This window comes from Tenacibaculum profundi, from assembly GCF_057162725.1.
Map to the genome: position 1 here is coordinate 1,792,686 of NZ_CM169894.1, position 15,736 is coordinate 1,808,421.

Annotated in this window: 14 protein-coding genes; 11 read left to right on the forward strand and 3 right to left on the reverse strand. The window is 30.1% G+C overall.

Annotation, left to right across the window (positions count from 1 at the left end; translation table 11 throughout):
• Positions 1-117 precede the first annotated feature (117 nt).
• The 3 genes from AC2GW8_RS07330 to AC2GW8_RS07340 are packed head-to-tail and all read right to left on the reverse strand — an operon-like array spanning position 118 to position 1,755.
• Positions 118-936 (reverse strand): mechanosensitive ion channel family protein, encoded by an 819-nt coding sequence (locus tag AC2GW8_RS07330; protein WP_440882105.1) that lies wholly within the window; start codon positions 934-936, stop codon positions 118-120.
• A gap of 28 nt (positions 937-964) precedes the next feature.
• Complete coding sequence (locus AC2GW8_RS07335; RefSeq protein ID WP_440882106.1) at positions 965-1,177, reverse strand: hypothetical protein; 213 nt, start codon at positions 1,175-1,177, stop codon at positions 965-967.
• Positions 1,178-1,182: 5 nt separating this feature from the next.
• Positions 1,183-1,755 (reverse strand): RNA polymerase sigma factor, encoded by a 573-nt coding sequence (locus AC2GW8_RS07340; RefSeq protein WP_440882107.1) that lies wholly within the window; start codon positions 1,753-1,755, stop codon positions 1,183-1,185.
• 224 nt (positions 1,756-1,979) lie between these two features.
• On the opposite strand from AC2GW8_RS07340, the gene AC2GW8_RS07345 reads away from it, so the two are divergent.
• The 11 genes from AC2GW8_RS07345 to AC2GW8_RS07395 all read left to right on the forward strand — a co-directional run bounded on the left by AC2GW8_RS07345 (position 1,980) and on the right by AC2GW8_RS07395 (position 15,735).
• Positions 1,980-2,843, forward strand: a complete 864-nt coding sequence (locus tag AC2GW8_RS07345; protein ID WP_028891227.1) for a sigma-70 family RNA polymerase sigma factor — start codon at positions 1,980-1,982, stop codon at positions 2,841-2,843.
• A gap of 202 nt (positions 2,844-3,045) precedes the next feature.
• Positions 3,046-3,711 carry a ribulose-phosphate 3-epimerase gene (rpe, locus tag AC2GW8_RS07350; protein ID WP_440882108.1) on the forward strand — a complete coding sequence of 222 codons (666 nt, stop codon included), beginning with the start codon at positions 3,046-3,048 and terminating at the stop codon, positions 3,709-3,711.
• Positions 3,712-4,100: 389 nt separating this feature from the next.
• Complete coding sequence (locus tag AC2GW8_RS07355) at positions 4,101-4,364, forward strand: beta/alpha barrel domain-containing protein (RefSeq protein ID WP_440882192.1); 264 nt, start codon at positions 4,101-4,103, stop codon at positions 4,362-4,364.
• Between the two features lie 314 nt (positions 4,365-4,678).
• Positions 4,679-6,529: a GMC oxidoreductase gene (locus AC2GW8_RS07360; RefSeq protein ID WP_440882109.1), complete on the forward strand. Its 1,851-nt coding sequence runs from the start codon at positions 4,679-4,681 to the stop codon at positions 6,527-6,529.
• Between the two features lie 206 nt (positions 6,530-6,735).
• A complete protein-coding gene (locus AC2GW8_RS07365; protein ID WP_440882110.1) occupies positions 6,736-7,368 on the forward strand; it encodes a Crp/Fnr family transcriptional regulator in 633 nt (210 codons plus the stop codon).
• Between the two features lie 244 nt (positions 7,369-7,612).
• The gene (locus AC2GW8_RS07370) at positions 7,613-8,644 is read left to right on the forward strand and encodes a methyltransferase (RefSeq protein ID WP_440882111.1); all 1,032 of its coding nucleotides are present in this window, start codon (positions 7,613-7,615) and stop codon (positions 8,642-8,644) included.
• Between the two features lie 1,395 nt (positions 8,645-10,039).
• Complete coding sequence (locus tag AC2GW8_RS07375) at positions 10,040-10,666, forward strand: GNAT family N-acetyltransferase (protein ID WP_440882112.1); 627 nt, start codon at positions 10,040-10,042, stop codon at positions 10,664-10,666.
• A gap of 77 nt (positions 10,667-10,743) precedes the next feature.
• A complete protein-coding gene (locus AC2GW8_RS07380) occupies positions 10,744-11,796 on the forward strand; it encodes a 3-oxoacyl-ACP synthase III family protein (RefSeq protein ID WP_440882113.1) in 1,053 nt (350 codons plus the stop codon).
• A 13-nt stretch (positions 11,797-11,809) separates the two neighbouring features.
• Positions 11,810-12,691 (forward strand): 3-oxoacyl-[acyl-carrier-protein] synthase III C-terminal domain-containing protein, encoded by an 882-nt coding sequence (locus tag AC2GW8_RS07385; protein WP_440882114.1) that lies wholly within the window; start codon positions 11,810-11,812, stop codon positions 12,689-12,691.
• Between the two features lie 29 nt (positions 12,692-12,720).
• The gene (locus AC2GW8_RS07390) at positions 12,721-14,667 is read left to right on the forward strand and encodes a fatty acid CoA ligase family protein (protein ID WP_440882115.1); all 1,947 of its coding nucleotides are present in this window, start codon (positions 12,721-12,723) and stop codon (positions 14,665-14,667) included.
• Between the two features lie 36 nt (positions 14,668-14,703).
• Complete coding sequence (locus tag AC2GW8_RS07395) at positions 14,704-15,735, forward strand: NAD-dependent epimerase/dehydratase family protein (protein WP_440882116.1); 1,032 nt, start codon at positions 14,704-14,706, stop codon at positions 15,733-15,735.
• Position 15,736: the final 1 nt, after the last annotated feature.

Sequence of the window (15,736 nt, forward strand, 5' to 3'; positions counted from 1 at the left end):
AAATATGTAAAGCTAAAAAACTTTACTATTAGATAGAAGTCCCCCGAAATCTATCGTTATTTCTCTCAGTTTCAATTTCATAAATTTCAAACTGATAGATATGCAAATATACATTTTTTATTTTTCAAAAATTATTTTGCTATCAACTACATCTTTAATGGGCAAAATAACCTTTCCTTTATTGGTTTTTAAAGTAATACATATATTGTCAATAGCTACCACAACTCCCTCAATTTCATCAACTCTAATGTGCTCACCTATGCCTATATTTTTTCTTGAATAATATCCAAACAATAATCTACCAACAGCATCTCTTGCTCCTAGTCCGAATGCAATTGTAAAAGCTAATAATATTGAGCCTATCAATAGAGTTAAGTTACTCTTTATAATTGATGTATCAACTCCTGCCTGATCTAGTGCCGTTATTGATAAAAAAACTACAATTAAATAAAAAGCGATATTACCAACTAAATTACCTCCTGTTATCTCTAGAGATTTAAACATAGATTGAATTGCCTTTTTTACAACAGTTCCTAAGTAAGCACCAGCAAGAAAAATACCTATAGCAGTTAGTAATTTTGGCAAATAGGCAAAAAAGCTTTTGATCCCGTTAGAAACTCCATCTAGACCAAACATTTCCGCGCCAACCATTACAAATATGAAAATTAAAAACCATTTTAAAACAGCTAATATTATGTTGGTAAGTACGATATTAATGGTAGTATCTCCAAAAATTTTCGTGTTACTTAATTTTTTTGACCATTCATCTATCTTAGTTTTTGCTAAAGCCTTCCTCACAATATATAAAAAAAGCTTTATGATTAACCAAGAGAAAATAACAAATGAGATAAAACCAACAACTTTGGGTAGTGATTCAATTATTCCCTCAAATGTATTTTTAAATGGTTTCAAAATGTCTAATTGTAAAGAGATCATAATAGTATTAGTTTAGTAGTTTATGATATTAATCCGTAATTTCTTCTGTGTTATCTTCGTTGTCTGGAGGTGGTGCCCCTCCTCCACTGAGTAAATCAACAATTGTATTGGGATATTTGACAACAAACAAATCCGCTACATCTATAGAAAGCTTTATCATTGCCACATCATTAAGCACCTTTTCTTTTAGTACTTTTGGCAATTCTTCGTTATGTAATATTTTTTTAAATGGATTATCCATAATAATTACAACTCGTTATACGTTTCTACAACCTTCGCTTTTGCTCGTTTTAAGCGCATCTTAACAGCACTTTCTCCTAACTCTAACACGCCTGCTATTTCTTTTATACTCATATCGTCTTGATATTTCATTAATAAAATCATTTTCTCAGCAGGAGAAATTAGTTCGAGTGCCTTTGCTAATTTATCCGACTTTAGCTCAAATAGAGCTGCATCATCTATTTCATCTAAACCATTATCTTCCTCCTTGATTTGATCAGTAACAATTGTTACTCTTTCTTTTCTCTTTGCACTATTACGTTGAACATAATTTACACAAAAATTGTAGGTAAAAGAATATAACCAAGTAGAAAATTTTGATTTACCTTTAAAAGTACGCAATTTAACAAATAAACGAATGAAAAGGTCATGTGTTAGATCTTGCGCTTCCTCTTTACTATTGGAAAAGCCATAGCACTTGTTATAAACAAGACCTGCATAGCGATCATATAAAACAGCAAACAAATGAGTATCATTTTTTTCTACTATTTTTATAACCAACTCTTCGTCACTTATTTTTGTAAGATTAGTACTCTTCAACGGCTAAGTTCAGTTAATTTTTTGTTTAGACTTTTTATATTTAAGACACTTACTTCTCAAAACAGTCACATTTTCACTCTATAACCCCACAAAATTAACAAATATTTAACCACAAATAGATTTTTTTTAAAAAAATCAAAAACTTTTGTAACATTTATTTTCATTGCTACGTATTAGTTAATAGAGAGCATTATTTAATTAACAATAAATACGAGCCTAATTACATGAGACAGCTTAAAATTACAAAACAAGTTACTAACAGGGAAACAGCTTCATTAGACAAATACTTACAAGAAATTGGTAAAGTAGATTTGATCACCGCAGATGAAGAGGTAGAACTAGCACAACGGATAAAGGCAGGTGACCAAAGAGCTTTAGAAAAATTAACTAAAGCGAACCTTCGTTTTGTAGTTTCTGTTGCTAAACAGTATCAAAATCAAGGCCTAACACTACCTGATTTAATTAATGAAGGTAATTTAGGTTTGATAAAAGCTGCAAAACGTTTTGATGAAACTCGTGGTTTTAAATTTATATCATATGCAGTTTGGTGGATACGTCAATCAATACTTCAAGCTTTAGCTGAACAATCTCGAATTGTACGCTTACCACTAAATAAAATTGGCTCTATCAATAAAATCAATAAAATGTATGCTTTTTTAGAGCAAGAAAATGAGCGCCCACCAAGTGCTGAGGAAATTGCTAAAAAATTAGATATGACTGTTAATGATGTTAAAGAGTCAATGAAAAATTCTGGTCGTCATGTATCTATGGACGCTCCTTTAATTGAAGGAGAGGATTCAAATTTATATGATGTATTAAACTCTGGTGAATCACCAAATCCAGATAAAACATTATTACATGAATCGTTACGCATAGAGATTAATCGTGCATTAGAAACATTAACTCCACGTGAAGCAGATGTCGTAAAATTATATTTTGGATTAGGAGAGCATCAACCAATGACTCTAGAAGAAATCGGCGAGACCTTTGATTTAACCAGGGAGCGTGTGCGTCAGATTAAAGAAAAGGCCATACGAAGATTAAAACATACATCTCGTAGTAAAATTTTAATGACTTATCTTGGTTAACTTCAATAATAAAAATATTTAAATTAAAGCGAATAGTTACAATAACTATTCGCTTTTTTTAGAAAAAGCCCCTCTATTAAAAACTACACTATCAAAAAGTTAATTGTTATATTTCTTTAGTCTCGGAGAAATTTTCAAATTAAAAATTTCATGTATTTTTGTAATTCAAAACAAACAATACAACACAATAACTATTAAATAAATGGAAAAACTTATTGCCCCTTCAATTTTAGCTGCTGATTTTGCCAACCTACAAAAAGACATCGAATTAGTTAACAAAAGTGAAGCGGATTGGTTTCATATAGACATAATGGACGGGGTTTTCGTTCCTAATATATCTTTTGGAATGCCTGTTCTTAAGTCTATCTCAAAGCACGCAAAGAAAACTATTGATGTGCATTTAATGATTGTTGAACCAGATAGATACATTAAAACATTTGCTGATTTAGGCGCTAATATACTGACTGTTCATTATGAAGCTTGTACTCATTTACATAGAACTATTCAATCGATAAAGGCAAATGGCATGAAGGCTGGAGTAGCTTTAAATCCGCATACCCCTATCGCAGTCCTTGAAGATATTATTACTGATCTCGACCTAGTTTGTGTTATGAGTGTTAATCCGGGATTTGGAGGACAGTCGTTCATTGAAAATACGTATAAAAAAATAGGTCAATTAAAAAACTTAATAGAATTTAGTAAAGCTACGACGTTGATCGAAATAGATGGCGGTGTAACCGATAAAAATGCAAATAAACTAATTGATGCTGGCGCAGATGTTTTAGTTGCTGGAAGCTTTGTTTTCAAAAGTAAAGAGCCAATGGAAACTATTCAGAATTTAAAAACAATGGTTAACCGAACAATTTAAATAATTTTTTTTACTAAACTCAAAATTTCATGTAAATTATTACTGTTTCAACTTTTGCAAATGACCTGGAGACATGCAAAAACATTGAGATAGTTAGCAAGAGTAAAGCTAATTAGATTCATATAGATATAGGTATTACGAATGCTGTTTCGTTCCTCAAAAATCTTTTGAAATTCCTGTTCTTAAATCTATTTCAATGCTTGCAAAGAACCATTAACTTACAGCTAGTGGCTGCTGAGTAAGATAAATATATTAAAATATTTATTGATTTAAGTGATAATACACAAAATGTTCACTATGATATTTGTAATCATTGCATAGAACCATTTAATCTATAAAAGCAAATGCTATAAAAACTGGAGTTGCTATGAACGCCTCCTGTCTCCGTTATAGAAAATACTCTTCATAAGTTTGACCTAATTTGTATTATGAGTACTAATTCAGGGTTTGAAGGAAAATCATTCATTGAAAACACATGCAAAAAACTAGACCAATTGAAATATTTAATTAAGCATGGAAAATATTTTAATAAAACTTCAGCATTAATTCAAATAAATGGGGGAATAGACGGTTTTAATGCAATTAAAATAGTTGATAGCAAAGCAAACGTTATAGTTAGTAGAATCTATGTTTTCAAAAGTGAAAACCAATAGAAGCTATTGATGATTTGAGAACTAGACTAGAAAGTGTTTTAGTTGATCGAAGCTTCAATTTCAAAAGGAAAACAATAGTTATCTATAACAGATTAATAATCCATCTACAATCATTAAAGCCAATTCATTAAAAACTACTCTCAGCCACTCAATCAACACCCTATCAAAACATTAAACACTAACGCCCTCTATATATTAAGAGTAATCACCGAAATAAATACATCTTTCTACATTTATAGTTGCTAAAAAAATCAAAAAAACAACTAACTAAAGAACTAAAATAATGTATTTTTTATATTCATATTAAAGATATTATGAATAGAAATGATTTTATAAGAACTACAGCCCTCGGAGCTACAGGATTATTATTTTGCAATACTATTTTTGGCAAAGCATATAAGAAAAATGAATTAAAGGATGGAAATGTCTTTGAAGCCATCATTATTGGAACAGGATATGGCGCCTCTGTAACAGCACTCAGACTATCTCAAGCAGGCATAAAATGTCTCATGCTTGAAATGGGATTAGACTGGAAATCATCTGGAATTCCTTTTAGTAAAATGAGCTGGGCTACAAAACATTCTACCTGGTTAAAAAATACAACAATAGCCCCTTTCGGAAATTTTAGAACTTTTCAGAAATTTACAGGAATACTAGACAGAATGGACTTTGAGAACATTAGGATTTATCTAGGAAGAGGAGTCGGTGGTGGCTCATTAGTAAATGGAGGAATGGCTGTAACCCCTAAAAAAGAATATTTTGAAGAGATATTTCCTAATCTAGACTCAGCCCTATTTTTTAATAAGTATTTTCCTCTTGCTCATTCCGAATTAGATACAACTATAATACCTGAACAATATTATAATTCCTCTAGCTATTACAAATTTTCAAGAACAGGCGAACGGCAAGCTAGAAAAGCTGGCTACAAAACTGTTAAAATCCCAAGTAGTTATGATTTTAACTACATACAAATGGAAGAAAAAAACGAAGTTCCTAAGTCTGCCCTTGATAATGAAGTTATTTACGGTAATAATTATGGTAAAAAAGATTTAACGAAGAATTATTTAAAAAAAGCATTAGAAACAGGAAATGTAACCATTTTAGCTTTGCATAAGGCAGAACAAATTATTCAACTAAGTAATGGACAATATAAAATTAAAGTAAACAAAATAAATACAATAGGCACAACCATTGAAACTATCCATTTTTTAACAAACAAGCTATTTCTTGGTGCAGGAAGTATTGGTACTACAGAGCTATTACTAAAATCTAAGGCAATGAATACCTTAAATTGTAATAATAATTTTCTTGGTAAACTTTGGGGTAATAATGGTAATGTAATGACTGGAAGAAATTTTGTCAAAGGGGGTACAGGAGCAAGTCAATCCACAATTCCTGTTGCTGCCATAGATGGATGGACCGATAATGATGATGCTATTTTAGCTGAAATTGCCCCCCTACCTATTGGAATGGAAACATGGACATCTTTATTTCTAGTTATTAACAAACTAAAGAAACACGGTGAAATACTATATGATAATAAAAGAAAAATGTTAATTCTAAAATGGGGAAAAACACATACCAACCATATGGTTAAAAACGTGAAACAATTTATTTATAACATGAATAATGCTAATGGCGGAACAATAGCTTCATTATTGTTTGATAAAGGCGTTGGTGAATATATCTGCTACCATCCACTTGGTGGCTGTGTGCTAGGAAAAGCAACTGATGAATATGGTCGGTTAAAAGGGACTTCTGGTATCTACATTACAGACGGATCACTTATACCTGGATCATTGGGTGTTAATCCGTATATATCGATTACAGCTATTGCTGAATATTGTATTGAGCATGTAATTAAATACGATTTTCCAGGTAATCAAAATACTTTCGAAAAAAAAGAAAAAAAAATTGATATTTATCCTGTTCCTTTCCGAAACCATTTAAATATCCGCTGGGTTTCAGGCGTATGTAATGAATATAAAATTCAATTGTTCGATAGCTTTGGAAACAAAAAAATAGACGTTAATGTTACTTTAGAAAAAGGTAAAGATTGCTTCAAATTACCAAACCTAAGCAACTTAAAAAGTGACATATACATTCTTAAAATATTTAATAAAGAAAATCAAGAATTAACCCGTAGGATGCTAAAAAAAGAGTAGAAAATTATAAAAGTAGATAAAAATACTAGTACTCGATACTTTTTATAAAATATAACTAATAATCATCTGTCATTTTAAAACTACAACAATTTTCGCACTCTTTTCTCAAGAAAACTGAGTTTATTTCTCATAGATAGTGATATTTTAAAATAATATTAAGTACCTTTATTGACCAAACCATTCAAGAATATACAAAAACATTACCATTGATAAAAGAATTAAGGCTTAATTATGGCTATTTGTTCGAAGAAGAATTAATTAATGAAATACACTCAATCGGTATTTATAAGGAATTTAAATCTCAGACAACTATTATTAATACAAATAGCTCTATTATTTCAATCCCTTTATTACTTGAAGGAGCCATAAAAATTTTAAGAGAAGATGTAAATGGGGACGAACTTGTGTTATATTATCTTGAAAAAGGAGATACTTGCGCTGTAACATTATCTTGCTGTGTTGGGCAAACCAAAAGTAAAATTAGAGCTGTTGCTGAAACTGATATCAAATTGTTAATGATACCCAAAGAAAAAATGAGTGAATGGCTAAGCAAATACAAAACATGGCAAGAATTCATTCTGCAAAGCTATCATAATAGACTTCAAGAATTTGTAGAGGCTGTAGACACCATTGCTTTTCTAAATATGGACCAACGACTATTTAAATACCTAAGAGACAAAGCTCTGGTCAACCATAATGATTCAATTAATGTGACCCATCAAGAAATTGCAAATGACTTACATACTTCAAGGGTAGTTGTTTCTCGACTTCTAAAATCACTTGAAAGACAAGGTAAAATTAAATTGCAAAGAAATTTAGTGAAAATATTAGAGATCTAATTTATAATTCTTTCGCTTTTATAAAGGCCTCTTCCTAATCTAAAGTTGTAGATAATGCGACCGTATTCTTTATTATTTAACATGACAAAGAACCTATCTAATAACCTTGTTTTTTTCAATAAAAAAAACCTAATTACTTAAAAAGAATTTAATTACGAGTTAAAGTATTTTTTGCATAGATTTAGATCTTAAAAAATAAGTATTCATCACAAATCGTTAGTGTGAATAAATAACAAATATAAAAATGGATATTAAAACACAAATTACCCCCTCTCGAATCATGGAAATCGGGATGGGATTTTGGGCTTCAAAAACCCTTTTAACAGCTGTTAACATGGAATTGTTCACTCACTTAGCCAAAGAAGAGCTATCTGGAGAGGCCATTAAATCAAAACTAGCGCTGAATGGAAGAGGGCTTTATGATTTTTTAGATACTTTAGTTGCACTAGGTTTTTTGAACAGAAAAGGCTTAAAAGAATCATCTATTTACAGTAACTCTGAAGAATCTAATCTGTTTCTCGATAAAAAGAAGCCATCGTACGTTGGAGGAATGCTTGAAATGACCAATAATAGAATATACCAAATTTGGGGTAACCTAGAAGAAGGATTAAAAACAGGAAAACCCCAAAATGAAACGAAAAATGGTGGGATTCCAATATTTGAAATGTTATATTCTGAAGAAAAAAAATTGAAAGAATTTTTAAAAGCCATGGCTGGTATTCAAATGGGAAATTTTATGATGTTTTCAAAAACTTTTGATTTTTCATCATATAAAACTCTTTGTGATGTTGGAGGTGCTGGAGGGGAACTCTCTACTCAGGTAGCATTGAATAATGAGCACATGCATTGTACCTCTTTTGATTTACCTAAAGTAACAGCTGTTGCATCAGAAAATATTAATAGCATGAACTTAAATGAAAAAGTTTCAGCATTGTCTGGTGATTTCTTTAAAGATAAGCTTCCAAAAGCTGATGTTATTACAATGGGAAATATTCTTCATGATTGGGGAATTAAAGATAAAAAAATGCTGATAAAAAAGGCCTATGATGCCCTACCTTCTGGAGGAGCATTGGTGGTTATTGAAAATATCATTGATGATAATAGAAACGAAAACGCCTTTGGTTTACTGATGTCATTACACATGAATTTAGAAACACTTGAAGGATTTGACTTTTCATCTGCTGACTTCGATGTTTGGGCGAAAGAATGTGGCTTCAGAGAAACATCTAAAATGCCTTTAACTGGACCTTCTAGTGCCATAATAGCAATCAAATAAATTAGTTTATAAGCTTGTATTGCAAAAACGATTCTCTTTAACAAAAAAAGAGGATCGTTTTTAGTATAATAAATTAATGTGAAAAACTAACAATAATGGAAAATATTAGTGACCAACAAACAAGTCAAGTAAAAAGGCTTTTCACTCAAAGAAATATACTTGTAACGTAGGAATTAGTTGCCACTTGATACAAAAAAGGCTAGATCATAATGAATTATTCTTTTAAAATATGTTTACAATAAACATGAAGCAACTTAAATGACTAATTTATTTTTAATAATATATATAATTGTATTCTATTTCAACCCTACTTAAGGGTTAACTATAAAACAATACTAACTTTATTGAAATAATGCTATTGTCTATAGATGACGTTGTAATAGTACCTTCTCGAAAAAACTCTATTTAACAAAATAAAATTTAAAGAAAATTTTATGAATCAATAGGGAAGCTCATATTAAAATATAATAAATATTAAAAAAATATTTATTCCTCGAAAACTACAAATCGTTAATAAAATAAATACAACAGAACTATCAACTACTTTAAATAATACAGTTCAATAATCTGTAATAATGCCTCTTCAGCATTTTTATAGAAAAACAAGTATTAGAAGAATAAAATGTCACTTCTTCAATGAGTCATACTTATATTGGAAAAGTTTTTAATTTTTCTTTGTGAAACTGAATTTATCCATGAATAAGTATGCATTTTTTTTAACATTATTGATTAAATTGGAAATCGATCATACTATAAACTTTAAATATCATTAGAACCTTCTATTTTCAATATTTACGATTGAATATGCTTTTTTGATGGAAGGGTATTTAATATTAACGAATTCTTAGTTTAAAAAGAAAATCAGTAAAAAGTATAATAAAAAAAGTAATTAGTATACAACTCAAAAAATTAACCATTATAATTTTGTAATAAATTACACCCCTCTAAATAATACAATATGCTACGCCCCCGAACAATAATAAACATCTTTCTTAAAAAGAAAAAACAACTTCAATACGATCCGATAAAAAGTACTACAACCATTAATTTTTCAAAGAAGATTTAGTAACAAGAATGGTAACCCCGAAATTTATCTTCTATACTATCATTAGTCCGTAGAAAATAAATTTTCAAAATCATTAACAAACCATAAAAACTACATGCTTTAAAGTCTGTAAAAGAACACTTTAAATAAAAACAGACTCAAATTGAACATTGTAATTTTTTTGATAAATGAAGATGAAAGTCTTTGGTTTATAATACTTTTTTAACAATAACCTCATACAAGTTATATGAACAATAATTATTTATTTTTTTATTAAAGAATATTTAAAACACTAATTACAAAACAAAAAACAATATTAATATTTAGTTTTTTTCAAAAATAAAAAAGTCATGACCCCTAATAATAAAAAGCTTTTCTTTAGAAAAGCTAGCCCCCAAGATTCTGATATTGTTTGTCTACTTATCTATGAAGCTTCGAAACCATCTTTTGATTTCAACTATACTTTAAAAGATGCTACTCCACTGGAGTTTATTAAGTATTGTTTCAAGAGTGGAAAGGGATTTTTTGGATACAAAAAACAAACAGTTTGTATACTTAATGAGAAAATAGTATTTACAGCAACTTCTTATAAAGGAACTGAATTTAGACGTCTTGCCATACAAACAATTCAACTATCCTATAAATATCATGGGTGGATAAATGCCACAAAAATATTAATCCGAAGCTTACGAATTTCACACTTATTTATTGAACCTCAAAAAGAAAGTATATACCTAGCTAACATATGCACTGACATTAATTTTCGTGGAACCGGAATCTTTAAATACTACTTTAACACATTAACTGATACTATCAAATCAGAACCTTTAGCACAAATTGAATTGGATGTTTCTTACGACAATGAAAATGCTCTTAATGTTTATAAAAAATTAGGATTTAAAATAACTGAAAATCGAGACTATATAAGAAAGGATAAAAAATTCACAGGAACTAGAAGAATGGAATACATTTTTTAGCTTGTTACAAAACTTTTAGAAACATAAAATTAAACAACAAATATTTAACTTTTTTGAACATCTATATTTATTAAAAAATGGAAAAAATTGATAAAAAAAACAGAATTGAAAGTCTTGGAATCTATTTCCCAGAAAAAATAGAGACAATAGAAGAAACTGTTTCAGAAATGAAAAACAAACAACCTTTTGACCTTAAAAAAATTACAGGAATAGAGGAAAGAAGGGTATATTCTAAAAACGAATCGTGTTATAAAATTGCGCTACAAGCTGTTAAAGACTGCCTAAGCAAATCTAAATATGAAGCTAAAGATATAGATTTAATAATTGTTCCTTCCATCTCAAGATTTCATAATGGCAGTAATAAGCAGCTTTTCGAACCTCCTTTGAGTCTTTACATCAAAACAACTTTAGGGATGGAAAATGCCATTTATTTTGATATATCAAATGCATGTGCTGGTATGATGACTGGTATCTATATTATAAATTCAATGATCAAGTCTGGAGCCATAAAAACGGGTTTAGTAGTGAGTGGAGAAAATATTACTTGTATAGCAGAAACAGCAAAGAAGGAAATTAATGATCCATGGGACTCTCAATTTGGTTCTTTAACTGTTGGTGATTCTGGAGCTGCTGTAATAATTGATGAAGCAGAAGACGAACATGATTATATCGATTATATTGAATTATTAACTGCTGCGGAACATGCCGAATTATGTATTGGAAAACCAAGCGATTTAAATGCGGGCTTTGCTTTATACACAGATAATAATGAAATGCATAAAAAAGATCGAATTGAATTATTTGCACATTTTATTGAAAAATATTACAAGGAAACAGGAAGATCTATGGAAAGTGAAAATTTTGATTGGATTATCCACCATCAAGTAGGATTAAAAGCGATTAAAAATTTCACTAAATATATTGAAGAATCTTCTAGCTTTAAACTTGCAGAACCCCTGAATTGCGTAGAAAAATACGGTAATACTGCCACTACCTCACACTTTATTTCGTTATATCATAACTTAAGTAATGGCAAATTAAAACCTGGTTCAAAAGTACTAGCTATACCAGCTGCATCAGGAATTATTACAGGTTGTTTATCTGTTAAAATAACTAATTTAAAAAAATAAAAAACACATTTTTATGAACTTAAAAATAACAGCTGTTGGTACTAGTACGGCTAGTAATAGTTCTATACAATTGGCAACAGAAGCTATTGCATCTTGCTTAAAAAAAACAAATATCAATCATCAAGAAATTGATTATCTAATTAATGTTGGAATCTATAGAGATGAAAATATGGTAGAGCCTTCTATGGCTGCACTCATCCAAAAAAAATCAGAAATCAATCTTGACTTTATTAAATTTAATACCCCTGTAACTACTTTTAGTTTTGATTTAATGAACGGAGCTTCTGGAGCTATCAATGCTTTTCATGTAGCTTCTAATTTCATGAAAACAAAAGATAAAAATTACTGTCTTGTTGTTTCGTCAGATAACCACCCGGGAGGTCAATCAGACAAAAACTTCCCTATAACAAAGTATGGTGGGGCATTCTTACTTGAAAAATCAAAAGACACCAATAAAGGCTTTCAAAATTTTTACTTTACAAATACAAAAGATTTGGAAATTGGTTTCGAAGGCTATATCGATCTAGACGAATACACCACATCAAGTAGAACTAATATCACGATTGTTCAACACGCTAATTACATTCAAAAGTTAGGTATCTTTTTAGGAAATGAGGTTTTAGCGTATATGAAAAAAAATCAACTTAACGTTTCTAATACACTACTCATAACAACGCAACAGTCTTCTGATTTTTCTTTCCAAGTAGCTCAAATAGCTGGAATACCAGAAGACCAAGTTATTTCTTTGAAGAAATTTGGAAATCCCCATACCTCTTGCTTTGCTATCGGGTTTGAGCATTTACTCGAACAAGAACTCGCTAAAAAGAATCAAAATGTCTTGTTTGTTGGAGGAACTGGAGGTTTATCTTGCTCAATTGCATGGTATAAATTATAATGTTAACAACCCCCATTTTATTACACACAATGAAACAACTTGAATATAATCCAGCAAATATATTTTATCAGCATAGTACATCTTATCCTCAAAAAACAGCTTTTGAGTTAGGAGTTAAAAATCATGAAACAGTCATCTATAAATCTTATTCGTACAAAGAAATAGAAATAATGGTTACAAGTTTTGCTGAACATTTATTTGATTCAGGGCTTAGACAAGGTGATAAAACAATTATAATGATAAAGCCATCTATAGAATTATTTGCCTTAGTTTTTGCTTTATTTAAAGTGGGGGCAGTTCCGGTAATTGTTGATCCTGGAATGGGAATTAAAAGGCTGTTACATTGCTATAAAACAATAAAACCAACAGCCTTTATAGGGACAAGAATTCCTCATATCATTAAAAAATTTTCACCAAAAACATTTAAAACAATTACGATTAGTATTCTTGTGAAAGGAAATACTTTAATTTCGAAACTTTCAAAACCTCATAAAAAGAATACCCATGCTTCAGAAGTAGCAATAGCCAAAACAAATAAAAAAGCATTAGCTATTATTAATTTTACCACGGGAACCACTGGACCTGCAAAAGGTGTCTTTTTTTCCTATGGTATGATCGAGGCAATGGCTTCCATGAATTATTGTGTATTTAAAAACTCCAGTAAAAGTATCAATTTAGTTACTGTACCTTTATTTGGCGTACTTAATATACTTATGGGATGTACAAGTATTTTACCTTATATGGACCCTACTAAGCCGGCTAAAGTTAATCCTAGAAATATAATAAAACCGATTTTAAAATTCCACGTAACCTCAATGTTTGCCTCTCCAGCATTATTACATCAAGTTTCTAAGTTTGGAGTTGAAAATAACATAAAACTTTACTCCTTGAAATCGGTAATTTCGGGGGGAGCTCCTATCACTACAGAAACATTAAAAAATGTGACTAAATTACTTACAAATTCAGAAAAATTAAATGTTACATGGGGCGCTACTGAAGGATTGCCACTCACTACAATTACGGGTAAAAAAATTCTGAATCAAACCCTTGACAAAACACATAAAGGTTATGGTAGCTGTATAGGTAAAGCAGTTGAAGGTGTTAAAGTCAAAGTAATTCCTATAACTGATGAGGTGATAACAAATTTGGATCAAACTCAAGAATTAGGAAAAAATACTATTGGCGAATTAATTGTACAAGGAAAAAATATTAGCCCTTCTTATTTTGATAATCCTGAAGCTACTGCATTACATAAAATTTATGATAACGGTTCTTTCTGGCATAGAACAGGTGATCTAGGCTGGATAGACAAAGAAGAAAAAGTCTGGTTCTGTGGACGAAAATCACATGTTGTAAAATCTACAGCCCCGATTAAAACTTTATATCCAGTGCAAATAGAAGGTATTGTAAACCAACACCCAGAAGTATACCGAAGTGCTTTAATTGGTATCAAAACTAAATCAAAAAGCATAAAAACAATCATCTGTATTGAATTAACAAATAATAGCACTAAGAAAAAATCACAAGTAATAATTAAAAGTGAAATTTTAAAAATGCTAAGCAAAATTGAAAAGAGTGAGCATATAAATGAAGTCATATTTGACAGCTCATTACCTGTGGATATTAGGCACAATTCTAAAATTAAACGGATTGAACTTACAGAAAAATATCAATATCGTTATGACCAAAAACCAGAAGGCGATATTGACAAACCCATTCATTTTCTAAAATTTCACTACCTAATGATTATTCCTATTTTAGGTTGGGCCTTTATATTTTGGGGGATTTTTAAGCCATTTATAAGTACATTATTAATAATTATATGGTCAATTGACCTCTTTTTGAGTGTCGTCGTTCATTCCTTACAAATTCCTATTGGTATTTCTAAGGGTTTTAATAAAGGATATTCTAAATGGGCATCTGGAATTTATACTTTTATTTTTGGAGCCACTTGGTGGAAAACAATTTCAAAGTAACCCCTATTAAATAAACTATTAAATATTTATAAAATCATGCGTATTCTAATTACTGGAGCTTCAGGTTTTTTGGGAGGACATTTAGTTGATGCCTTTGTAAAAGATTTACATCAGGTAAAAGTACTAATAAGAAAAACAAGTGATATTACACATCTGTCCACTTACGGAAAAAATATTGATTATGTATATGGAGATATTGAAAACCCAATAAGTTGCCATTCAGCAACTCAAGACATTGATATTGTAATACACTCAGCTGCAAGAGCAATGGACTATGGCAACTATAAAACTTTTGAAAAAACAAATATAGAAGCAACTAAAAATTTACTGACTGCTGCTAAAAAAAATGGAGTTCAGAAATTCTTATTTATTAGCAGTCCAAGTGTATTAGCCGAATTTAAAGATCAAATTAATATTAATGAGCAATATCCATATCCTAGAAAAGCAATGAACTATTATTGTGATTCAAAAGCTAAAGCTGAGCAATATGTTTTGAGTCAAAATGGCTATGGTATTTATACAACTAGCATCAGACCAAGAGGCATATGGGGACCTCGTGATAAGACTGGTTTTCTTCCCAAACTCATGAAAAGAATAGCAACTGGCAAATTAAAAAACCTCTCTGGAGGAAGACCTGTTTTAACTGACTTATGTCATGTATACAATGTTTCACATGCTTGCTTACTAGCAAGTAAATCAGATAAAGTTGGTGGTAATATCTATTTCATAACAGATGATTCTACTATTGAAGTCTGGACATTTCTTAATCACCTAGCAATACTTTTAGAGCTTCCTGAAATTAACAAAACAATTCCTTCAAAAATACCAATACTAGCAGCTTCAATATTTGAAATTTTATGGAAAATACCGTATTTGAAACATCATAAATCTATGCCTCTTTCAAAATATTCATTGGGCTTATTAACTCGACAAAGCACCTATAACATTAGTAAAGCTAAAGAAGATTTTGCCTATCAACCTATTATAAATGAACGTCAAGGTATTCAAAACTTATTAAGTTGGATCAATCAAATTGGGGGTGTTTCTGCTTTTACAAAACATGTTTAAT

What these genes read in the sequence shown, in the direction of transcription:
- AC2GW8_RS07385 (WP_440882114.1), top strand. Translation starts at nt 11,810, where the DNA reads ATGAACTTAAAAATAACAGCTGTTGGTACTAGTACGGCTAGTAATAGT.
- AC2GW8_RS07335 (WP_440882106.1), bottom strand. Translation starts at nt 1,177, where the DNA reads ATGGATAATCCATTTAAAAAAATATTACATAACGAAGAATTGCCAAAA.
- AC2GW8_RS07375 (WP_440882112.1), top strand. Translation starts at nt 10,040, where the DNA reads ATGACCCCTAATAATAAAAAGCTTTTCTTTAGAAAAGCTAGCCCCCAA.
- AC2GW8_RS07345 (WP_028891227.1), top strand. Translation starts at nt 1,980, where the DNA reads ATGAGACAGCTTAAAATTACAAAACAAGTTACTAACAGGGAAACAGCT.
- AC2GW8_RS07380 (WP_440882113.1), top strand. Translation starts at nt 10,744, where the DNA reads ATGGAAAAAATTGATAAAAAAAACAGAATTGAAAGTCTTGGAATCTAT.
- AC2GW8_RS07330 (WP_440882105.1), bottom strand. Translation starts at nt 936, where the DNA reads ATGATCTCTTTACAATTAGACATTTTGAAACCATTTAAAAATACATTT.
- AC2GW8_RS07395 (WP_440882116.1), top strand. Translation starts at nt 14,704, where the DNA reads ATGCGTATTCTAATTACTGGAGCTTCAGGTTTTTTGGGAGGACATTTA.
- rpe (WP_440882108.1), top strand. Translation starts at nt 3,046, where the DNA reads ATGGAAAAACTTATTGCCCCTTCAATTTTAGCTGCTGATTTTGCCAAC.
- AC2GW8_RS07390 (WP_440882115.1), top strand. Translation starts at nt 12,721, where the DNA reads ATGAAACAACTTGAATATAATCCAGCAAATATATTTTATCAGCATAGT.
- AC2GW8_RS07370 (WP_440882111.1), top strand. Translation starts at nt 7,613, where the DNA reads ATGGATATTAAAACACAAATTACCCCCTCTCGAATCATGGAAATCGGG.
- AC2GW8_RS07360 (WP_440882109.1), top strand. Translation starts at nt 4,679, where the DNA reads ATGAATAGAAATGATTTTATAAGAACTACAGCCCTCGGAGCTACAGGA.